The sequence below is a fragment of the Pseudomonas sp. JH-2 genome (assembly GCF_036231725.1).
GTDB classification, from domain to species: Bacteria; Pseudomonadota; Gammaproteobacteria; order Pseudomonadales; family Pseudomonadaceae; genus Pseudomonas; species Pseudomonas delhiensis.
On record NZ_JAZAQP010000057.1, the window covers coordinates 1 to 19730 of the forward strand.

19 protein-coding genes are annotated in these 19730 nt (G+C 70.7%); 5 read left to right on the forward strand and 14 right to left on the reverse strand.

The window, feature by feature from the left end:
• Positions 1–214 precede the first annotated feature (214 nt).
• Positions 215–1165, reverse strand: a complete 951-nt coding sequence (gene epsC / locus VV867_RS26955) for a serine O-acetyltransferase EpsC (protein ID WP_109932376.1) — start codon at positions 1163–1165, stop codon at positions 215–217.
• Positions 1166–1664: 499 nt separating this feature from the next.
• Between epsC and VV867_RS26960 the strand changes: the two genes are divergently transcribed.
• Positions 1665–3236, forward strand: coding sequence for a sensor domain-containing diguanylate cyclase (locus tag VV867_RS26960; protein WP_328568022.1), 1572 nt, complete (start codon positions 1665–1667; stop codon positions 3234–3236).
• Between the two features lie 35 nt (positions 3237–3271).
• On the opposite strand, the gene VV867_RS26965 is transcribed toward VV867_RS26960, so the two are convergent.
• The 3 genes from VV867_RS26965 to VV867_RS26975 all read right to left on the reverse strand — a co-directional run bounded on the left by VV867_RS26965 (position 3272) and on the right by VV867_RS26975 (position 4889).
• A complete protein-coding gene (locus VV867_RS26965; protein WP_109932380.1) occupies positions 3272–3511 on the reverse strand; it encodes a hypothetical protein in 240 nt (79 codons plus the stop codon).
• 159 nt (positions 3512–3670) lie between these two features.
• Positions 3671–4312 (reverse strand): DUF1109 domain-containing protein, encoded by a 642-nt coding sequence (locus tag VV867_RS26970; protein ID WP_328568023.1) that lies wholly within the window; start codon positions 4310–4312, stop codon positions 3671–3673.
• On the reverse strand, positions 4299–4889 hold the full coding sequence (locus tag VV867_RS26975; RefSeq protein ID WP_328568024.1) for a sigma-70 family RNA polymerase sigma factor: 591 nt from the start codon (positions 4887–4889) through the stop codon (positions 4299–4301). Before VV867_RS26975 ends, VV867_RS26970 begins: the two co-directional genes overlap by 14 nt.
• A gap of 220 nt (positions 4890–5109) precedes the next feature.
• Here VV867_RS26975 and VV867_RS26980 point away from each other — a divergent pair, with 220 nt between their 5' ends.
• Genes VV867_RS26980 through VV867_RS26995 form a run of 4 tightly spaced genes read left to right on the forward strand, consistent with a single transcriptional unit; the run spans position 5110 to position 7480 of the window.
• Positions 5110–5397 carry a BufA1 family periplasmic bufferin-type metallophore gene (locus tag VV867_RS26980; RefSeq protein ID WP_275630057.1) on the forward strand — a complete coding sequence of 96 codons (288 nt, stop codon included), beginning with the start codon at positions 5110–5112 and terminating at the stop codon, positions 5395–5397.
• Between the two features lie 16 nt (positions 5398–5413).
• The gene (gene bufB / locus VV867_RS26985) at positions 5414–6247 is read left to right on the forward strand and encodes an MNIO family bufferin maturase (RefSeq protein WP_328568025.1); all 834 of its coding nucleotides are present in this window, start codon (positions 5414–5416) and stop codon (positions 6245–6247) included.
• Positions 6244–7002, forward strand: a complete 759-nt coding sequence (locus VV867_RS26990; RefSeq protein ID WP_109932390.1) for an HvfC/BufC N-terminal domain-containing protein — start codon at positions 6244–6246, stop codon at positions 7000–7002. Before bufB ends, VV867_RS26990 begins: the two co-directional genes overlap by 4 nt.
• 10 nt (positions 7003–7012) lie before the next feature.
• Entirely contained in the window at positions 7013–7480 is a 468-nt protein-coding gene (locus VV867_RS26995; RefSeq protein WP_328568026.1) for a DoxX family protein, read from the forward strand.
• Positions 7481–7501: 21 nt separating this feature from the next.
• Here the strand turns inward: VV867_RS26995 and VV867_RS27000 are convergent, their stop codons facing one another.
• From VV867_RS27000 to VV867_RS27045, 10 genes are all read right to left on the reverse strand, one after another.
• Positions 7502–8287, reverse strand: a complete 786-nt coding sequence (locus VV867_RS27000) for a cyclase family protein (RefSeq protein ID WP_328568027.1) — start codon at positions 8285–8287, stop codon at positions 7502–7504.
• Positions 8284–9267 carry an NAD-dependent epimerase/dehydratase family protein gene (locus tag VV867_RS27005; protein WP_089393285.1) on the reverse strand — a complete coding sequence of 328 codons (984 nt, stop codon included), beginning with the start codon at positions 9265–9267 and terminating at the stop codon, positions 8284–8286. Before VV867_RS27005 ends, VV867_RS27000 begins: the two co-directional genes overlap by 4 nt.
• Positions 9258–10250: a fumarylacetoacetate hydrolase family protein gene (locus VV867_RS27010; RefSeq protein ID WP_328568028.1), complete on the reverse strand. Its 993-nt coding sequence runs from the start codon at positions 10248–10250 to the stop codon at positions 9258–9260. The genes VV867_RS27005 and VV867_RS27010 overlap by 10 nt, the downstream gene beginning before the upstream one ends.
• Entirely contained in the window at positions 10247–10819 is a 573-nt protein-coding gene (locus VV867_RS27015; protein WP_328568029.1) for a cupin domain-containing protein, read from the reverse strand. Before VV867_RS27015 ends, VV867_RS27010 begins: the two co-directional genes overlap by 4 nt.
• A gap of 11 nt (positions 10820–10830) precedes the next feature.
• Positions 10831–11604 (reverse strand): SDR family NAD(P)-dependent oxidoreductase, encoded by a 774-nt coding sequence (locus VV867_RS27020; RefSeq protein WP_328568030.1) that lies wholly within the window; start codon positions 11602–11604, stop codon positions 10831–10833.
• On the reverse strand, positions 11601–12791 hold the full coding sequence (locus tag VV867_RS27025) for an MFS transporter (protein ID WP_275630050.1): 1191 nt from the start codon (positions 12789–12791) through the stop codon (positions 11601–11603). The genes VV867_RS27020 and VV867_RS27025 overlap by 4 nt, the downstream gene beginning before the upstream one ends.
• 160 nt (positions 12792–12951) lie before the next feature.
• Positions 12952–15423, reverse strand: coding sequence for an efflux RND transporter permease subunit (locus VV867_RS27030; RefSeq protein ID WP_328568031.1), 2472 nt, complete (start codon positions 15421–15423; stop codon positions 12952–12954).
• A gap of 3 nt (positions 15424–15426) precedes the next feature.
• The gene (locus VV867_RS27035) at positions 15427–16488 is read right to left on the reverse strand and encodes a WD40/YVTN/BNR-like repeat-containing protein (protein ID WP_328568032.1); all 1062 of its coding nucleotides are present in this window, start codon (positions 16486–16488) and stop codon (positions 15427–15429) included.
• A gap of 129 nt (positions 16489–16617) precedes the next feature.
• Positions 16618–17985, reverse strand: coding sequence for a DUF1329 domain-containing protein (locus VV867_RS27040; protein WP_328568033.1), 1368 nt, complete (start codon positions 17983–17985; stop codon positions 16618–16620).
• Positions 17986–17999: 14 nt separating this feature from the next.
• Positions 18000–19670, reverse strand: coding sequence for a DUF1302 domain-containing protein (locus VV867_RS27045; RefSeq protein WP_328568042.1), 1671 nt, complete (start codon positions 19668–19670; stop codon positions 18000–18002).
• Positions 19671–19730: the final 60 nt, after the last annotated feature.

Here is a 19730-nt window from a genome sequence, read left to right on the forward strand (position 1 = left end):
CGGGGCAAGCCTTTTTGGTTCCTTTTTGCGGGGGTGGCCTTCCACCGTTTGACAAAAGGGACTCGCCCGAGGGGGCGAAACAAGAGACATCCGAACACTCGGAGCGGCGCGTTACACCTAAACCCAATAGACAGTTGCTCCTACGGCCGTGTTTCCCTGGAACCGTAGGAGCGGACTCCGTCCGCGATCATCCGCCGCTGGAAACGGCGGATACCTAGTCCAGCCCCGCGTCGCCGGCCTGCTGCTGCAGGCTGGCCTGGCTGATCTGGCTGCCCGGCGGCACGCTGCGCGTCAGCCAGACGTTGCCGCCGATGGTGGAGCCCTTGCCGATGGTGACGCGTCCCAGGATGGTAGCGCCGGCGTAGATCACCACCTCGTCCTCGACGATGGGATGGCGCGGCTGGCCCTTGTGCAACTGGCCGGTCTCGTCCGCGGTGAAGCGCTTGGCCCCGAGGGTGACCGCCTGGTAGATGCGCACCTGCTCGCCGATGATCGCCGTTTCGCCGATCACCACGCCGGTGCCGTGGTCGATGAAGAAGCTGCCGCCGATCTGCGCGCCGGGGTGGATGTCGATGCCGGTGGCCGAGTGCGCCAGCTCCGAGATGATCCGCGCCACCAGCGGCAGGCCGGCACGGTACAGGTGGTGCGCCATGCGGTGGTGGATGATGGCGAGCACGCCCGGGTAGCACAGCAGCACCTCGTCGACGCTGCGCGCCGCCGGGTCGCCCTGGTAGGCGGCCAGCACGTCGGAATCCAGCAGCTGGCGCAGCAGCGGCAAGGCCAGGGCGAAGTCGCGGACGATGTCCTGCGCCCGCGCCTCGATACCGTCGTCCGACTCGCCGCGCTGGCGTGCGCCATAACGCAGTTCCAGACGCGCCTGGACCAACAGCGCGTTGAGGGCACTATCCAGGGTACGCCCGACGAAAAAGTCCTCGCTCTCCTCGCGCAGGTCGTTGGGCCCCAGGCGCATGGGGAAGAGCGCGCTGGCCAGGCGCTCGACGATTTCCTCGATGGAGCGCCGCGAGGGCAGCTCGCGCCCACCCTGCTCGCGCGGCCGGCCGCTGCGGCTACGCCACTCGCTGCGCGCCGCGCGCAGTTCTTCGACGATGCGCTCCAGTTGCCAGCTCACCGGGTTGTTTTCGTTTTGTTTGCCGATCTCGTGCATGTATCGCTACTTCCAATGCCGTGGTTCTTTCCAAGCGTAGGCCGGCTGGGGAGCCTTCGTCACCCTCGCCGGTCTATCCTGAGGTTTCCCGGGCCCGCCGACAAATCGCTGCCGGTTCTAAGCTCATGCCGGGCGGTACTCAACTTTCCTGATCGGCTGAGGCCCAGACCAGTGTCATCGCGTAGAGCACGCAGTAGCGGGCGACCTTGGCGAAGGCGACGATCAGCAGGAAACGCCAGAAGGGTCAGCCAGGGATTATCGAGAAATAGTCAACCTGCAGGCGGACAAGGAAACCGCCCCAGGCCAGCGCCAGGCAAGCCGTCGCACACCACTGGTCAAATAATGGCCATATGCCACCAAATTTTCACCTACCATGAACCTTGGCAGGATATGCCGATGCAGCACCGAAGGACCGACCGTTGACAGGTCGCTGCCTGCCGGAAGCCGGCGGCCCGGCCGTCGCGGGCCGCCAACTACCACGTGCCACTGGAATACACCCATGCCAGCCGGGGCCATCCCCAAGCTCAACCTGCGCACGCTGATCCTGCTGTTCACCTCGGTGGCCATCCTCGCCACCCTGCTGAACGACCTCTATGCCACCTACCGGATCCAGCGCGAGACGCTGGTGCGCAACTCGCTGGAAACCAACCGCGCCTACGCGGCGAAAGTCGCCCTGACCCTCGGCCAGAGCCTGGACGCCGACCTGGGCCGGCTGCGCTACAGCGCCCAGGTGATGGGCGGGGACTTCGCTTCCCGGGCGACGCTGGAAGCGGAAACCCGGCGCCTGGCGGAGCAGGACCAGAGCTTCAACACCCTGGTGGTGGCCAATGCCCAGGGCCGCATACTGGCCTCCTACCCGCCGGCGCTCAGCCTGGCCGGCCAGAGCCTGCGCTCGCGGGAACCGCTGGAGCGCAAGCAGGCGATGATCAGCCCGGCCTTCAATTCGCTGGTGGGCAACCTGATCGTGTTCGTCTCCCACCCCATCCACAGCCCCCAGGGCGAATACCTGGGGCTGGTCGGGGGCACCATCTACCTGCGCAAGAACAACGCGCTCAACGAGATCGTCAGCAAGCACTTCCAGACCGACGCCTCCTACCTCTACCTGGTGGACGGCAACCGCCACCTGCTGTTCCACCCCGATGCCGACCGCATCGGCAAGGCCGTGGGCCCGAACGCGGCGGTGGACGCCGTGCTGCGCGGCGAGAGCGGCGCCATGCCGGTCACCGACGACGAAGGGGTGGAGATGCTGGCGGGCTTCGCGCCGGTGTCCAGCAGCGGCTGGGGCGTGGTTTCCCAGCAACCGCTGAGCGTTCCCCTCGCCGCCCTGCGGGCGCTGATGCTGGAGGTGGTGCAAGGCATAGTGCCCATGGCCCTGCTGGGGTTCATCCTGCTCTGGTGGGCCGCCTCGCGGATCAGCCACCCCCTGAGCCGGCTGGCCGACTACGCCGAGCAGCTGGACGACTCCCAGGGCATCGGCAAGGTGCGCGCCTGGTACTACGAGGCCTGGCGCATCCGCCGTGCCCTGGTCCAGGGCGCGCTGCTGACCCAGGAGCGCATCGGCAAGCTCAACCACCAGGTGCTCAGCGACCCGCTGACCGGCCTGGCGAACCGGCGCATGCTGGAGGACTGCCTGCACGACTGGGCGCTGCTGGAGAAGCCTTTCGCTGTGATCAGCATGGACATCGACCACTTCAAGCGGGTCAACGACGCGTTCGGCCACGACGTCGGCGACAAGGTGCTGCAGGCCTTCGCCGACCTGCTGCGGCAGAACTGCCGCGACGGCGACGTGCCCTGCCGGGTGGGCGGCGAGGAATTCATCCTGCTGCTGCCGCTGACGGGCCTGGCCGACGCGACGGAAGTGGCGGAACGGATCCGCCGCTCGATGGCCGAAGCCGTCGTCCCCCCGGCCGGGCAGGTCACCCTGTCGGCGGGGGTCGCCTGCTGGACGGCGGACCGGCCGGATGTCGCCGCCACGCTCAAGGAAGCGGACGAACTGCTCTACCAGGCGAAGCAGGCCGGCAGGAACCGGGTGATGGTCCGTGGCCGGGGAACCTCGACGACGGCCGCCTGAACAACGCCACCGCCGCCCTCCCCTCCCAGGCGGGCTCATTCCAGTGGCGCGAGTCCGACCCCACTCTCCTCCCGGGCGTCGGGGTGCAATGTCAGTTCGATCCGGTGCGCGGCCTGCAGCAGCGCATCGGCACTCTCCTCTAGGCGTTTCGCGGCGGTGAGCAGGGCCGCGGCGGTATCGGGCGAAGCGATCTCCGCCGCGGCCTGCCGCAAGACCTGCACGGCGGAAGTCTCGTTGATGGCAGAGGCCAGCAACACCTTCCTTAGTCGTTCCATTTCCTCCTCCATCGTCGGCTGGAGCAGTGCAGGAATAGCTCCGATTTCGCCAGGCCAGCGGACGAGCCGACAACCGGCAGTGCCCGGACTTCGCCAATCACGACACGCCAGGGCCCCCGGCGACAGGGGGCCCTGGCGGCTATTGCCGGCTCCGGCGCTTCACCAGCGCAGCAGGCGCGGGCCCAGCATCGCGCCCAGCAGTGTCGGCAGGAACATGCCCAGCAGGTACCAGATGCCCCAGAACGGCACACCCATTTCCGGGCAGTGCAGGCAGTAGGCCAGGGTGGCGGTGGCCCCGGCCAGCAGGCCGGCGGCGGCGCCGGCCTGGCGCAGGCGCGTCGGCGCCAGGCCGCGCAGGGCCCAGAACACGCCGACGAAGGCTGGCAGCGAGAGCAGCGCGATGTTCAGCGGGCAGGTACGCCAGGTGCGGCCGAACACCAGGTCGGCGCGCGCTTCCAGCGGCGCACCGGCCAGCGCCAGGGCGCCGCCCAGCCATACCAGCAGCACCGGCAGGCACAGCGCGGCCCAGGCCGCGCCGCCACGCACACCGGGGCGCGCCAGGCGGCCGCACAGCCACAGCGCCAGCGGCGCCAGGCTGCCCGGCAGCGCCAGCTTGGCCCAGAACAGCGGCGTGCGCGCCACCTCGGCGAGGTCCGCGCGCACGCCGTAGAGCGCCGCCACCAGCAGCAGCGCGCCCAGGCCGCCGCCCAGCAGGGCCAGGGCGAAGCGCCGCGCCAGGGCGTGCCGGTCCACTGCCGTTTCGCCGGCGGCGAGCAGGTCGATCAGTTCATCGGTCTTCATCGTTGTGCTTACCTCGAATCATGCCCGCCAGGGCCTTGAGCCCGCGGTGGATGCCGACTTTCACCGCGGAGCTGGAGAGCCCGGTGAGCCGCGCGGTCTCTTCCACCGACAGGCCCTCCAGCTTCACATGGACGATCGGCAGGCGCTGCCGCTCGGGCAGTTGCTGCAGCAGCCGGCCCAGGTCGCGGCTGGCCTGGGCCGGTTCGTCGTCCTCGCCGGCGAACAGTTCCCCGTCGTCCTCCTCCAGGGGCTGCTGCAGGGCCTCGCGGCGGGCGAAGGCGCGGAAATGGTCGGCCAGCTTGTAGCGCGCTATGGCCTGCACCCAGGCGGTCAGCGGCTGCTCGGCGCGGTAGGTGTGGCGGGCGTTGTGCACCGCCAGCAGCACTTCCTGCAGCAGGTCCTCTACCTCCGCCGGGCGCTGCGCCAGGCGCCGGCGCAGGAACGCCCGCAGGTGCGCGCCGAGGGCGCCGAGGAAGTCACGGTAGGCCGCGGCGTCGCCGGCCAGGCCACGCAACAGCAAGGCCTGGAGCTGTGCCTCGCGTGCGTTCAACTGCTCCTGGCTGGTAGTTCGTTGCATCGGTCGCCCTGGTTACACCGCGGATGAAATTTTCCCCAGGGCCGAACACGCCCTCGGACCGCCTGAAAAAAACGGCCGTCGTTCAATACGTTAGGGCGGCGGGCGAGAAACCTCAAAAAAATTTTCGCGGTGCTGTAACCGGACGGCCGCAGGCGACGAACTGGTTCATGAGCCGACGGTAACCCTCCGCCGGCCATCCCAACCTTTCGGAGACCGCACCATGAAAAGCATCGCCCTCGCCAGCGCAGCCCTGGCCCTCGCCTCCCTCGCCGGCGCCGCCCTGGCCGACGACATGAACACCCAGGCCGGCGCAGGCGCGGCCATGGAGAAATGCTACGGCGTGGCCCTGGCCGGCAAGAACGACTGCAAGGCCGGCGCCGGCACCACCTGCGCCGGCAGCGCCAAGAAGGACTATGACGCCATGCACTGGAAGAACGTCCCGGCCGGCACCTGCACCTCGATCAAGACGCCCCACGGCATGGGCTCGCTGACCCCGATGAAGTCCTGAGCCAAGGCCGCCGACCATGAAAGCCACCCACGCACCAGGCGCCGGCCTGGGCCTGAAGGCCGAGCACTATGCCCAGGCCCTGGGCTGCGGCGCCGAAGGGCTCTGGTTCGAAGTCCACCCGGAGAACTACATGGTCGGCGGCCCGCGCCTCGCCTGGTTGGAGCGCATCGCCGAGCGCCATCCGCTGTCGCTGCATGGGGTCTCGTTGTCCCTGGCGGCGGACGCCCCGCCCGACACGGCGCACCTGCAGCGCCTGCGCGCCCTGGCCGAGCGCGTACGGCCGGTGCTGGTCTCGGAGCACCTGGCCTGGTCCGCCTGGCGCGGCCACTACCACCCCGACCTGCTGCCCTTCCCGCGCAACGACGAGGCCCTGGCGCGCATCGCCGACAACATCCAGCGCACCCAGGACGCGCTGGGCCGGCGCATCGCCGTGGAAAACCCCAGCCACTACCTGCACCTGGACGGCCATGAGCGGGACGAGATCGACTTCCTCGCCGAACTGGCGCGGCGCACCGGCTGCGGCCTGTTGCTGGACGTCAGCAACGTGCACGTCAGCGCCCACAACCTCGGCTTCGACGCCGGCGCCTACCTGGACCGCTTTCCCGCCGAGGCCGTGGTCGAGATCCACCTCGCCGGGCACAGCCGCGACGACGGTGGCGAGTTGCTGGTGGACTCCCACGACGCCCCCGTCGCCGATGCGGTCTGGACACTCTACCAGCGCCTGGTCCGGCGCATCGGCCCGCGGCCGACACTGATCGAGCGCGACGGCCAGATCCCCGCATTCGACACGCTGCTCGCCGAACGCGAACGCGCCCAGGCCATCCTCGACCTGCAACGGAGGGCCCCATGAACAGCTCCCTCGGACGCTTCCAGGACGCCTTCGTCGAAGCGCTCCACCAGCGCCCGGCGGGCGACCTGGCGGCGCTGGCCGCCCAGCCCGGCTTCGCGGTCTACCGCAACACCGTGCTCAAGGGCTGCGTCGACGCCCTGTGCGACAACTTCCCCGCCGTCGAGCGCCTGGTCGGCCGCGACTGGCTGGAAGGCGCCGCGGCGCTGTATGCCCGGCAGGCCCCGCCAACCGATGCGCGGCTGGTTCTCTATGGCGAAGGTTTCGCCGACTTCCTCGGCGCTTTCGAGCCGGCCCGCCCACTGCCCTACCTGGCCGAGGTGGCGCGCCTGGACCGGCTCTGGCTGGAGGCCTTCGCCGCCGAGCAGGAGCCCGCCCTCGGCCTGGCCGAACTGGCCGGCATGACCGCCAGCGACCTCGCCCGCTGCCGCCTGCGCCCGCGGGCCTGCGTGCGCTGGCGCTGGTTCGCCGGGCAGCCGATCTACAGCCTGTGGCGCCATAACCGCCAGGCCCTGGCCCTGCCCGAGGAACTCCCCTGGCACGGCGAAGGCGCCCTGCTGGTGGGCAGCGCCGCGGGCGTGGCCTGGCAGCCGCTGGAGATCGGCGGCTGCGCCCTCCTCGACGCCTGCGCTGCCGGGCACGACCTCGACCTGGCATCGAACCTGGCCTTGCAGGCCCAGCCCGACCTGGACTTCACCGCCCTGCTCGGCCGCCTGCTGGCCGCCGCGGCCTTCGCCCCGCTCATCCTGCCCCACTGAGGAACCCGCCATGGACATCACCCATTCCCCGGCCAGCCGCCACGGCCTGCTGCACCACTGGAACCGGCTGGCCGACACCCTGCAGCGCCTGCTCGGCGACAGCTTCCTGTGCCTGGTGGCGCGGCTGGGCATCGCCTCGATCTTCTTCCTTTCCGGGCGCACCAAGGTCGAGGGCTTCCTCAGCATCACCCCGGGCACCTACGAGCTGTTCCGCAGCGAATACGCGCTGCCGCTGGTTTCGCCGTACCTGGCCGCGCACCTGGCCACCTACGCCGAACACCTGTTCCCGCTGCTGCTGGTGCTGGGCCTGGGCACCCGTCTCTCGGCCCTGGCGCTGCTGGGCATGACCACGGTGATCGAGGTCTTCGTCTACCCCGACGCCTGGCCCACCCACCTGTCCTGGGCCGGGCTGCTCCTGCTGCTGGTCGCCCGCGGCGGCGGCAGGCTGTCGCTGGACCGCCTGCTGGGCATCCGCTGAGCGGCACCGTCCGTCCGGCCCTCAGTCCTCGAAAATCGCCACCGCGCGGACGAAGCCCGCCGAGGCGTGGCGGATCTTGTAGGGGAAGCAACTGACCAGGAAGCCATGGGCCGGCAGCTGCTCCAGGTTGGCCAGCTTCTCCATCTGCCCGTAGCCGATGTCGCGCCCGGCCTTGTGGCCTTCCCAGATGATCGAGGCGTCGCCGTTGGCGGCGAAGCGCTCGCGGGTGTACGTGAAAGGCGCGTCCCAGCTCCAGGCGTCGGTGCCCACCACCCGCACGCCGCGCTCCAGCAGGTAGAGCGTGGCCTCGCGGCCCATGCCGATGCCGGCGTCGAGATAGCCCGGCTGGCCGAACAGGCTGCCGGCGCGGGTGTTCACCAGCACGATGTCCAGTGGCTGCAGGGCGTGGCCGATGCGAGCCAGTTCCGCCTCCACCTGCGCCGCCGTCACCACGTGGCCGTCGGGCAGGTGGCGGAAGTCCAGCTTCACCCCCGGCTGCAGGCACCATTCCAGCGGCAGCTCGTCGATGCCGAAGGCCGGCTTGCCGCCGTCGGTGGTGGAGGCATAGTGCCAGGGCGCGTCCATGTGGGTGCCGCTGTGGGTGGTGACCTGCAGGCGCTCGGCGGCCCAGGCCTCGTTGCCCGGCAGGTCTTCCTTGCGCAGGCCGGGGAACATCGCGGCCATTTCCGCCCAGCCCTGCTGGTGGTCCATGTAGTCGATCCTCGGCAGCAGCGGCGGCGGGTCGCTGTAGGGGTTGTTGTCCAGGCTCACCGAGAGGTCGAGCAGGCGGCGCTTGCTCAGGTTCATGCGGAAACTCCTTTGCGGGCGGCCGCGCGGCTGCGGCGCGGCGTGAGGTCGAGGGCATTGCGCAGCAGCGCGGCGGCCGTGCCGTCGTGGCGGAAGCCCAGGGCGCGGGCGTGGGGCGTGCGCAGCGGCGGGAAGCGGCCGAACAGGGCCTCCAGCTGCGCGTCGGGCTCGAAGGCGATGCGCTCGCGGTGGGCCTCGCCGAAGCTGGCGGCCAGGGCGTCGAGCACCTGGGCGATGGACAGCTGCAGCACCGGCAGCTGCCATACCCGCCGCTCGCCGGGGCTCTCCAGCTCGGCGGCGTGCAGCAGGTTGTCCACGCAGCAGCGCGCCGACATCCACCAGGCCGTGGCCTGCGGCGACACCGGGCAGGTGTAGGGCTCCCCTGCCGCATAGGCGTGCAGCAGGTCGCTCATGAACGCCGAGCGCAGGCCGTTGGGCTGCCGCGGCCGGGCGACTATGCCGGGCAGGCGCAGGGCGCGGCCGTCCACCTCGCTGCGGCGGGCCAGGTCCTCCAGGGCAGTCTCGACCATCAGCTTGTGCGCCGCGTAGGACAGCTGCGGGCGGGCCGGCTGCGCCTCGTCCATGCGCGCCGGCAGCTCGCCGCCGTATACCGCCACGCTGCTGGCGTACACCAGCACCGGCGGGCGTTCGCGGTTGCGCAGTTGCTGCAGCAGCTCCAGGCTGGCCTGCAGGTTGACCTGGTAGCCCAGCTCGTACTGCGCCTCGGCGGCGCCACCGGGCACGCTGACCAGGTGGAAGACCACGTCGATGCCGTCGGCCAGCACCCGGCGCAACAGCGCCGGATCGGTGATGCTGCCGAAGTGGCGGCGCAGGCGGCGGTCGTCCGGCAGGCCGTCCAGCTGTTGGTCGAGCAGCAGTAGCGCCTCTATTCGCTGCCCGCGCAATTCGCCCTGCGCCAGCAGGCGCCCGACCAGCTCGCGGCCGACGAAGCCATTGGCCCCGCTGACCATCACGCGCATGGCCAGCCCCCCTGCACCACGCGCTGGTCGATGGCGCCGAACAGCACCTCGCCGTCCGGGCCACGGGCCTCCATGCGCACGCGGTCGCCGAAGCGCATGAAGCCGGTGCGCGGTGCGCCCTGGGCGATGGTCTCGATGGCGCGGCGCTCGGCGATGCAGGCCGAGCCGACGCTGCGGTCGGCGTTGGAGACGGTGCCCGAGCCGACCAGGGTGCCGGCGCTCAACCGTCGCGTCAGCACCGCGTGGGCGATCAACTGGTGGAAGCCGAAATGCATGGCCCCGCCATGGGGGTGGCCGAACCATTCGCCGTTCCATTCCACCTGCAGCGGCAGGTGCACGCGGCCGTCGCGCCAGGCCTCGCCCAGCTCGTCCGGGGTCACCGCCACCGGGGCGAAGCTGCTGGCGGGCTTGGCCTGGAGGAAGCCGAAGCCGGTCTTCATCTCCCGCGGCGCCAGGGCGCGCAGGCTGACATCGTTGAGCTGCAGGACCAGGCGTACGCGGGCCAGGGCGCATTCGGCCGGGCAGCCCATGGGCACCGCGTCCACCAGCACGGCGAATTCGCCTTCGAAATCGATGCCATGGGCCTCGCTGGGCAGCGGGATGTCCGCGCGCGGGCCTAGGAAGTCGTCGCCGGCGCCCTGGTACATCAGCGGGATGCTGTCGGCGCCGGCGATGGGTTCGAGATTGAAGGCCTTCTGCATCAGCTCGCCGTGGCTGAGGAAGCAGGAGCCGTCCAGCCACTGCCAGGCACGGGGCAGCGGCGCGGCCAGGCGGGTGGGATCGAGGGCGAAGGCGTCGGCCAGTTCGTTGGCGTTCAGGCGCTGGTAGAGGCGTTGCAGGCCGGGTTCGACGGCCTCCCAGTGTTCCAGTGCCGCCTGCAGGGTGGCGGCGATGCCGCCGGCCTCCACCGCCCGTTGCAGGTCGCGGGAAACCACCAGCAGGCGGCCGTCGCGGCTGCCATCGTCGAGGGTCGCGAGCTTCATGGCAGCAGCGCCTCCAGCGCTTCGGCGTAGCGGCCGTCGAGAAGGATGAAGACCATCCGCGCCATCTGCTCGGTGCGGTTGCTCCAGGCGTGGTTGGTGCCGCGCTGGACCACGATGTCGCCGCGCTTGAGGTGCACCTCGCCGTCATCGAGCACCAGCCACACCTCGCCTTCGGTGACGATGCCGTAGTCGAGGGTCCGGGTGCGGTGCATCAGCCTGTGCCTCGAATCGGCCTTGCCGGTGCCGGCATGGGCCTGGCCGATCTCGGCGAAGGCGGCCGCGGCCTCTTCGGCGCTGACCTGGTTCTGCACGCTGTCCGGCGGGATGTCCACCACGCGGATCACGCTGCCCAGCGGGCCGGGGCTCAGCTGCAGCGGCTGGTCGGTCGGGTCGTCGCCGTCGTCCAGCGGCGCCGGGCTGGTGGCGCTGTTCCATATCTCATGGAAGACAGTGCCGGGCACGGCCTTGAGCGGGAAGACGTTGGGTGTCGGGCCGCAGCTGGCGACCATCGCCCGGCCCTGGGCGTCGTGCCCGGTAACGATGCGTTTGAATTCGGGAAGCGGGTGCATGGTATCTCCTTTCAATTGCCGTCGCCGATGGTGGTGCCACCGTCGACGATGAGGTTCTGGCCGCTGATGAAGGCCCCCCCGGGCGCCGCCAGCAGCAGCGCCAGGGCGGCCACTTCCTCGGGGCGGCCGACGCGGCGCAGCGGCGTCAGCGCCAGGCGGCGCTGCATGACTTCGGGGTTGTCGGTGAGCGGGCGGGCGAACTCGGTGTGGATCACCCCCGGGCTGATGGCGTTGACGCGGATGTTCGCCGGCCCCCACTCCACCGCCAGGTTGCGCGCCAGCTGGGCCAGGCCGGCCTTGGCCAGGCCGTACAGGCCCAGGCCCCGGTTGCCGCGCACGCCGGCGATGCTGGCCATCAGCACCACGCTGCCGCCGCCGCGCGCGGCCATGGCCGGCAGCAGCGCGTTGGCCAGCCAGAGGGCGCTGCGCAGGTTGACGGTGAGGGTCAGCTCCCAGTCGGTGTCGCTGGCGGTGGCGATGGGGCCCATGTGGGGCGCCACGCCGGCATTGCAGACCAGCGCGTCGAGACCGCCGAGGCGCGCCAGGGCCTGCCCGGCCAGCTCGTCCACGGCTCGCCGGTCGCGCAGGTCGGCGGGCAATGCGATGGCCTCGATGCCCTCCTCCGCCAGCAGCATCACGGTGCGTTCGCAGTCCGCGGCGTTCTCGCTGCTGATCGCCAGGCGCGCGCCGGCGCGGCCGTACTCGCGGGCGATGGCCAGGCCGATGCCGCGGGTGGCGCCGGTGACGAGCGCGGCCTTGCCGGCCAGGGAAAAGAGTTCGCTCATAGCGCCTCCACCACCGGCACGGGCCGGCCGCGGCGCAGCAGCACCAGGCACAGCGGGGCCAGCACCAGCTGGGCGCTGGCGACCAGCAGCAGGGCCTGGGGCAGCCGTGGGTTGTCGCCGCCAGTCAGCGCCAGCACCAGCAGCGGGCTGAGGAACTCGCCGGCGAAAATGGACGCGGTGAAGCCGCCGGTGGCGCGGCCGCGCTGGTCGAAGCCGACCTGCAGCATCACCTGGGTGATCAGCGTCGGCAGCAGCAGGCCCACGCCCAGGCCGTTGACCAGCACCGCCAGCACCACCGGTGCGTGGCTGCCGGCCAGGGCCATGAGCGCACCGCCCAGGCCGGCGGTGGCGAAGCCCAGGGCCAGCAGGCGCCGCGCCGGCAACGCGGCGAGCAGGCGGAAGGCCAGGGCCCCGGCGAGCACGCCGAGCTGGTTGGCGCCCATGGTCATGCCCACCTGCTGCGGCGCGTCCACGTGCAGCAGTTGCAGCAGGTAGCCGGCCTGCACCGGGACGATGAACAGGCTGACACCGGCCAGCAGGGTCAGCAGGTACAACGGCGCCAGCGCGGCCCAGGGGAAGCGCCCGGCGGCGGGCTGGACGCACTCGTCCCGATGGCCCCGGGGCTCCCACAGCAGCGCCGCCATCAGCGGCAGGCACAGCAGGCCCACCGCGTAGAGCGCGAAGGGCGTGCGCCAGCCGCTCTCCCCCAGCGCCCCGCCCAGGCCCATGAACAGCGCGGCGGACAGCGAGGTGGCGACCATCTGCAGGGCGAACAGGCGCTCGCGGCGCGGGCCGTCGAAGTAGTCGCCCATCAGGGTGGTGCAGCAGGTCATGATGCCGGCTTCGGCCAGGCCGATGCCGGCGCGGCTGGCGACGATCGCCCCCAGCGAGTCGAGCCACAGCGGCAGCACCCCGCACAGGCTGTACAGCAGCATGCTGGCGAGCAGCAGCGGGCGGCGCCCGACGCGGTCGGCCAGCAGCCCGGCCAGGGGCGCCAGGAAGGCGATCACCAGCGCCGGCAGGGTCAGGGCGACGGGCACCAGCACGGTGGCGCCCGGGGTTTCGGCGAAGTGCGCCTGCATGCGCGGCAGCACCGGTGCTATGAGCACGGCGCCGAGCACCGGCAGGCAGCTGCCGAACAGCAGTAGCAGGGCCTGGGCGCTGCCGGCGGGGCGTGGGGCGGTCATTGCGCACCTCCGCGTCGGAAACCCATGGGATCGTGGCGATGGGTATCGCTTCGCTCAACCCATCCCACGGCGGCGTTCCCAGCGCACCTGTAGGAGCGGGCCCTGCCAGCGATTCGCGCCCAGGGGGCGCTCCTACAAGTGGATCCGGCAGTCGATTCGTTCAGGCATGGCATCGGGCGGTCCTCTGGTTGGTGTTCGGCTGGCAGCAGTCGCGGTCGTGGTGGATTTCCTCCAGGTGGTGCGCCGGCACGGCGGGCTGCGCCTGGCGCCGGGGCAGCAGGAAGTAGGCGAGCGCCGGCAGCAGCACCAGTGCGCCGACCATGTTCCAGACGAACATGAAGGCCAGCAGCACGCCCATGTCGGCCTGGAACTTGATGGGCGAGAAGATCCAGGTGCCCACGCCGATGGCCAGGGTCACGCCGGTGAGCATCACCACCTTGCCGGTGAACAGCAGCGCCCGGTAATAGGCGGTGGAAAGGCTGGCGCCCTGGCGCAGCTGGGCCAGGACGATGCTCATGACATAGAGCGCGTAGTCCACGCCGATGCCCACGCCGAGGGCGATCACCGGCAGGGTCGCGACCTTCACGCCGATGCCCAGCGCCACCATCAGCGCCTCGCAGAGGATCGAGGTGAGCACCAGCGGCAGCACCGCGCAGAGCACCGCGCGCCAGGAACGGAAGGTCACCAGGCAAAGCAGCACGACCGCGCCGTACACCCACCAGAGCATGTCGTGGTTGGCCTGCCTGACCACGATGTTGGTGGCCGCTTCGATGCCCGCGCTGCCGGCGGCCAGGAGGAATTTCGCCTGATCGCCGTCGTTGTCGCGGGCGAAGGCCTGCACGCTGTCGACCACCCGCGCCAGGGTGTCGGCCTTGTGGTCGGTGAGGTAGGCGTAGAGCGTCAGCAGGCTGCAATCGTCGTTGTACAGGCCTCGCGGGGCGTTGGCGGTGACCATGTTGAGGGTGGCCTGGTTGTTCACCAGCTCGTACCACTTCGGGCTGCCCTCGGAGAGGCCGACCAGCACCCGGCGCTCGAGCAGCGCCAGGGAGTTGGTCGAGTCCACGCCCGGCAGGCCGCGCAGTTGCCAGTCCAGGTCGTCGACGCGCTTGAGGGTGTCGTAGGCCGAGCAGGCGCCGGCCGGGGTCTGCACCATCACCGCGAAGACGTCGCTGCTGGCGCCGTAGTGCGCGGTGACGAAGGCGTTGTCGCGGTTGTAGCGCGAGTCCGGGCGCAGCTCCGGGGCGCCGGCGTCGAGGTCGCCGACCTTCAGGTTCAGGCTCACCGCGTAGCCGCCGGCCGCCAGCAGCGCGGCCACGGCGATGCAGAGCGCGGCCCAGCGGCGGCGGGTGAACAGGTCGAGGAAGCGCCACACGGCATGCTTGTCCGCCCCGCTCGCCTCGGCCTCTTCGGCGCGCAGGCTGCGCCGCGCCGCCCTGGGGCTGACGCCGACGTAGGACAGCAGCACCGGCAGCAGGATCAGGTTGGTGAAGATCAGCACCGCCACGCCCAGGCTGGCGATCACCGCCAGGTCCTGGATGACCTGGATGCGGATGATCATCAGCACCGCGAAGCCGACCGCGTCGCACAGCAGCGCGGTGAGCCCGGCGAGGAACAGCCGGCGGAAGGTGAAGCGCGCCGCCACCAGGCGGTGCATGCCGCGGCCGATGTCCTGCATGATGCCGTTCATCTTCTGCGCGCCGTGGCTCATGCCGATGGCGAACACCAGGAAGGGCACCAGCACCGAGTACGGGTCCAGTTCGTAGCCCAGCAAGGGCAGCAGGCCCAGTTGCCAGACCACCGCCACCAGCGAGCACACCACCACCAGCGCGGTGCTGCGCACGCAGCGGGTGTACCAGTAGAGCACCGCCGCGGTGATGGCGATGGCGGCGGCGAAGAACAGCAGGATCTGCCGCAGGCCGTCGATCAGGTCGCCGACCACCTTGGCGAAGCCGGTGATGTGGATGTCCACGCCCCGGGCCTGGTACTTGCCGCGCAGGGCCTCCAGCTCATGGGCGAAGGCGGTGTAGTCCAGCGCCTGGCCGTCCGGTGTCTTCTCCAGCAGCGGCACGTAGAGGATGCTGGAGCGCTGGTCGAAGGCCACCAGTTGGCCGATCTCGTTGGAGCGCTCGACGTTGCGCTTGAGCGCGGCGAGGCTTTCGGCGCCGCCGTCGTAGCCGTCGGGGATCACCGGGCCGCCTTCCAGACCCTCCTCGGTGACGCCGGTCCAACGGGTGGAGGGCGTCCACAGGGACTTCATCGCCGCGCGGTCCACGCCGGGCAGCAGGTACACCTCGTCGTTGAGTTGCTGCAGCACCTGCAGGTAATGCTTGTCGTAGATGCTGCCCGCGGGGTTGGCCACGGCGATGCGCACTGCGTTGCCCAGGCCGGCCAGCTCCTGGCGGTGCGCCAGGTAGCTGAGGATGAAGGGGTGCTCCCGGGGGATCATCTTCTCGAAGCTGGCGTTGAGCGTCAGGCGCGTGGCCTGCCAGCCCAGCAGCAGGGTCGCCGCCAGGCACAGCAGCAGGACCAGGCCGCGGTGGTTGAACAGGGCGCGTTCCAGCAGCGAGCCGGAGGCGCTGTCGAAGTCGTCGAGGCGGCCGCTGGACGGCGCGGGGGAAGTCGGGGCGTGCATGGCTCAGTCCGCTGTGCTGGAGGAGGAAGAAGGCGCCAGGCGGCGCGCGCCGGCCATGCCGACGGCCACCAGGGCGCCGTCGGCGGCGAGGGTGGCGGCGCTCAGCGGCAGGCCGTCGGAGACCGCCAGCGGCCTTGGGGCGAAGTCGCCCAGGCCGCTGCGCAGCAGCAGCCCGGCCTGGTTGGCGAGCAGCAGTTGGCCGCCGGCCACGCGGATACCGTTGAGCGACGCGGGCACCGGGTTGGCCAGGGCCCGGAAGCTGGCGCCGCCGTCGTCGGAGGCGAACAGCTTGCCGCGCAGGCCGCCCACCAGCAGGCGCCCGCCGGGCAGCACGGCGGCGGCGAAGTAGCTGCCGTCATAGGGGCCCTGCAGGGCCTCGAAGTGCTCGCCGGCATCGCGCGAGCGCAGTAGCAGGCCCTGCTCGCCGGCGAGGTAGAGGTCACTGCCCTGCCCCGCCACGGCATACAGGTGCAGGCCGTTCGGGTTGGGCAAGTGGCCCATCCATGACTGCCAGCTGCGCCCACCATCGTGGGTGGCCAGGGCCAGGCCGTAGGCGCCCAGCACCAGGCCGTGGCGGGCATCGCTGAAATGCAGGGCCAGCAGCGGCTTGTCGGCGCCGTCGGCGACCAGGCGCTGCGCGGCGGCGACGCGCCCGGCGTCGGCGGTGGCCTCGGCGGCCTGCAGCTCCAGGGCCGCGGCGCGCTTGCCGTCCAGTTGCAGGCGCCAGTGCTCGCCGCCATCGTCGCTGTGCAGCACCACGCCGGCATGGCCCACGGCCCAGCCGTTGCGCGCATCGACGAACTGCACGGCGCTCAGGCTGGCGCTGACCGGCACCACGCTCGCCTGGCGCCAGCTGCTGCCGTTGTCGTCGGAAAGCAGCACCACGCCGCGCTCGCCCACCGCCACCAGCCGCGGGCCGGCGCGGGTCACGTCCTGCAGTACCGCGCGCAGGGCCTGGGGGCCTTGCACGGCGGGCTGCGCCAGGACATCGGCAACGCTCGCCGCGTGGACCGGCGGCGCCGCGCAACAGGCCGCCAGGAGCAGGCCGGAAAGCATCTTCTTCATCGCACGCAACCTTGGTTTTTCTTGTAGTCGGGCCTGACTAGGCCGGGTACAGCGAGGTCTCCCGTAGGAGCGGGCCCTGCCCGCGATTCGCGCGCAGGGCGCGCTCCTACAGCCCCCCGGTGCTAACGCTCAGCGCACGCCCTCGCCCGCCATGGCGTCGGCGGTGAATACCGAGTCCTTGTAGGGCGGCACGATGCGGTACTGCTCGCTCTTGCCGGCGAACAGGTCGCCGGCGAACCAGGCCCCGGAGAGCAGGTCGTAGAAGCCGTTGGTGAGGGTCACCACGCCGGGCAGGTCGGGCAGCACCACCGGCGAGGTCCAGAGCACCTTGGCCAGTTGGCCGCGGGCGTCGTAGCGCTCGCCGAGCACGGCGGCCCAGGTGTCTTCGTCGAGGTAGTAGGTGCTCTTCGGCATCACGTGGCGCTGGCCGCTCTTGAGGGTCGCTTCCACCACCCAGACGCGGTGCTTCTCCCAGCGGATGGCGTCGGACTTCAGGTGGTGCGCGTCCAGCAACGCCTCGGGGCCGGCGGCGGTGAACACCTTGTTGGCGTTGTAGGGGATGTACATCTCCCGCTTGCCCACCAGTTTCCAGTCGAAGCGGTCGATGCGGCCGTTGAACACGTACAGCTCGTCGAAGCTCATGACCCCCGCGGTGGCCGGCGTCGGGGTGTCGCAGCAGGCGTTGGGCAGGCGGCGCACGCGGCGCTGGCCGGGCAGGTAGGTCCACACCGAGGCCTTGTCGGCATTGAGGTTCTCAAGGCCGGTGATGGCCTCGCCGGCGCGCAGCGGCGGGCCGTCGTTGATCATGCGGATGGACCAGAACACGCCCTTCTCGCCCGCGCCGCCGGGCAGGTACCAGGGCATCTGCAGGTCCGAGCGCGAGTCGTTGGTCAGCACGTGCTTGCCGTCAGCGGTGGTCAGGTACTGGGTGAAGCTGGCGTGCCAGGACGCGCCGCGCCAGCGCAACAGGTGGTTCCAGATGGCCTCGGCGCCACTCTGCGGAATCGGGAATGGGATGCCGCCGGCGGCGCCCTCGGGCATGGGCCCGGCCGGGCCGTCCACCAGCTTGCCGCTGGTGGCGTTGGCGAAGGTGGCGTCGTACACCGACTGCGGGGCGGCGGCGCTGCGGTGGGTCGGGTAGACCTCCAGGCGGTAGCTGTCCGGGTACTTCTTCAGCATCGCCTGCACCCCGGGGGTGAGCTGCGCGGCGTACTGCGCCATGTTCTGCGCGGTGATGGTGAACAGCGGCCTGTCGGCGGCGAAGGGGTCGCCGCGCTTGCCGCCGTCCTTGTAGGCCGGGTCGGCCTGGGTGTAGCCGCCGGTCCAGGCCGGGATGCTGCCGTCGGCGTTGCCGGCGCGCTCGCCGCCCAGTGGCGTCAGGGTGGTCTTCAGCTTGCCCGCCTCCTCGGCGGAGACGGCGGCCAGGGCGCCGTGGGCGAACAGCAGGGAGGCACTCAGGGCGGTGAGCAGGCAGGCGAGTTTCTTGTTGTGTTTCATCGGGCAGTCCTCGGTCAGAAGGTGCGGCTGACGGTGAAGGCGATGAAGTCGCGGTCTTTCAGCGACTGTTCGAAGGTGTAGTGGTTGTCGGCGTCGAGGAAGGTGTTCTGCGGGCCGTAGTAGTGCGTGTAGGTCAGGCCCAGGCTCCAGGTGTTGAGGTAGTTGCCCTTGAGGCCGACGTTGATGTCGCCGCCGTGGTCGGTGCCGAAGCCGGTGCCGAGGGCCTCGGAGGCGCCGTTGGTGTAGCTGGCGCCGATCGGTACCGAGAGGTCCAGGCCGGGGTAGATCTGCCGGTACATCGGCTCGTACACCAGGCGCAGGCTGGCGGCGTCGCGGTCGGCATTGGGGTCGATGGCGTCGCGGTTCCTGCTCACGCTCATCACCCGGTTCCAGGCGATCTCGCCGAGGAAGCTCGCCTCCTGGGCGATGAAGTTCGGCTCGAGGCTCGCCAGCCAGGAGAAGTTGGCGTGCAGGGTACGGCCGGTGGCGTAGAGCGGGTCGTCGCTGTTGTCGATGACCTCGCCGACGGCCAGGGCGTGCTGGTTGGTGGAGGCCAGCGGCTGGTTCCAGCGGGTGGAGACTTCGCCGGCCAGGTTGAAGTTGCCCACCGTGGTGGAGAAGCTCGCGCCCAGGGCCTCGATGCCTTCGGGGTACACCCAGTAGAACTCGCCGGCCTTGCCGGTGAGCGGGTCGAGGTTGGCGAAGTCGGTGCGCACGTTGAGCTGCGGCGACTTGTCGTGGAAGCGGATGGCGTACAGGCCCCAGTCCACCGTCTCGGTGCGCCAGCGCAGCTGCACGCCGCCCTGCCCCGAGTCCTTCGCCTCCTTGTCGTTGCCGTGGTAGAAGGCCAGCGGCTGGCCGCCGGGCATCACCGGCGCGCCGACGAACATGCGCTCGGCGCCGTCGCCGAAGAAATCGTCGGTGGAGAAGTAGCTGCCGGCGGCCGGCAGGCGGTTGGCCTCCCATTCGAACTGGTAGTAGGCGCCGATGGATACATCCGGGGTCAGTTGCAGCTGGCCGGAGACCTGCTGCACCGGGCGGATCAGCTCCTTGAACTGGGTGTTGGGCACCGACAGGCCCTTGACCACGTCGATCGGCGCCATGCCGCCGGCGATGCCGTTCATGCCGTAGAACAGGCTCTCGCCCCACTGCATGGCGTACTGGCCCAGGCGCCCAGACAGCGGCATGCCGGCCAGCTCGGTCTTGCCGAAGACGAAGGCGTCGAGCAGCTCGCCCTTGCGCCCGTGCAGGGTGCGGGTGTCGTCGGTGAATTCGTCGTAGTCCGCCGAGTAGCTGTTGGCCCGGCTCGGGTCGCTGGCGTCGGTGCCGCGGTTGTAGACGTCGTCGTACCAGGCCGCGCCGCTGACCCGCGCGCCGACGTCGCCGTAGGTCACGTCCAGCTCGGAGAGCAGGTCCAGGCGGTTGGAGATCAGGCCCTTGTCGAAGTTGCGGTCGCCATCGTCCAGGTTCAGCGCGGTCTGGCCTTCGGTGAGCTTGCTGCTGGCGTCCTGGGTGCGCCAGGCGGCGCTGTACTTCAGGGTGTTGTCCCAGCGCGCCCGCAGGTCGGGGTTGCCGGTGTCGAATTCGAAGGCCTGGGCGTGGCCGGCGGCCAGGGCCAGCAGCGCCAGGGTGAGGGGCTTGAGCGGCGGCAGCGGCCGCGCGGTTGCACGCTTGTCAGTGGACATCGAGGTCACCTCGTTCTTGTTCTTGTGCATTCGTGTTGGCGCCGGCGCGCGGCCAGGGCA

Bases quoted from the DNA above. Each gene is read 5' to 3' on its own strand.
- VV867_RS27040 (WP_328568033.1), bottom strand. From the start codon at position 17,985: ATGAAACACAACAAGAAACTCGCCTGCCTGCTCACCGCCCTGAGTGCC.
- bufB (WP_328568025.1), top strand. From the start codon at position 5,414: ATGAAAGCCACCCACGCACCAGGCGCCGGCCTGGGCCTGAAGGCCGAG.
- VV867_RS27020 (WP_328568030.1), bottom strand. From the start codon at position 11,604: ATGAGCGAACTCTTTTCCCTGGCCGGCAAGGCCGCGCTCGTCACCGGC.
- VV867_RS26960 (WP_328568022.1), top strand. From the start codon at position 1,665: ATGCCAGCCGGGGCCATCCCCAAGCTCAACCTGCGCACGCTGATCCTG.
- VV867_RS27035 (WP_328568032.1), bottom strand. From the start codon at position 16,488: ATGAAGAAGATGCTTTCCGGCCTGCTCCTGGCGGCCTGTTGCGCGGCG.
- VV867_RS26990 (WP_109932390.1), top strand. From the start codon at position 6,244: ATGAACAGCTCCCTCGGACGCTTCCAGGACGCCTTCGTCGAAGCGCTC.
- VV867_RS27010 (WP_328568028.1), bottom strand. From the start codon at position 10,250: ATGAAGCTCGCGACCCTCGACGATGGCAGCCGCGACGGCCGCCTGCTG.
- VV867_RS26970 (WP_328568023.1), bottom strand. From the start codon at position 4,312: ATGAAGACCGATGAACTGATCGACCTGCTCGCCGCCGGCGAAACGGCA.
- epsC (WP_109932376.1), bottom strand. From the start codon at position 1,165: ATGCACGAGATCGGCAAACAAAACGAAAACAACCCGGTGAGCTGGCAA.
- VV867_RS26965 (WP_109932380.1), bottom strand. From the start codon at position 3,511: ATGGAACGACTAAGGAAGGTGTTGCTGGCCTCTGCCATCAACGAGACT.
- VV867_RS26980 (WP_275630057.1), top strand. From the start codon at position 5,110: ATGAAAAGCATCGCCCTCGCCAGCGCAGCCCTGGCCCTCGCCTCCCTC.
- VV867_RS27000 (WP_328568027.1), bottom strand. From the start codon at position 8,287: ATGAACCTGAGCAAGCGCCGCCTGCTCGACCTCTCGGTGAGCCTGGAC.
- VV867_RS27015 (WP_328568029.1), bottom strand. From the start codon at position 10,819: ATGCACCCGCTTCCCGAATTCAAACGCATCGTTACCGGGCACGACGCC.
- VV867_RS26975 (WP_328568024.1), bottom strand. From the start codon at position 4,889: ATGCAACGAACTACCAGCCAGGAGCAGTTGAACGCACGCGAGGCACAG.
- VV867_RS26995 (WP_328568026.1), top strand. From the start codon at position 7,013: ATGGACATCACCCATTCCCCGGCCAGCCGCCACGGCCTGCTGCACCAC.
- VV867_RS27030 (WP_328568031.1), bottom strand. From the start codon at position 15,423: ATGCACGCCCCGACTTCCCCCGCGCCGTCCAGCGGCCGCCTCGACGAC.
- VV867_RS27025 (WP_275630050.1), bottom strand. From the start codon at position 12,791: ATGACCGCCCCACGCCCCGCCGGCAGCGCCCAGGCCCTGCTACTGCTG.
- VV867_RS27005 (WP_089393285.1), bottom strand. From the start codon at position 9,267: ATGCGCGTGATGGTCAGCGGGGCCAATGGCTTCGTCGGCCGCGAGCTG.
- VV867_RS27045 (WP_328568042.1), bottom strand. From the start codon at position 19,670: ATGTCCACTGACAAGCGTGCAACCGCGCGGCCGCTGCCGCCGCTCAAG.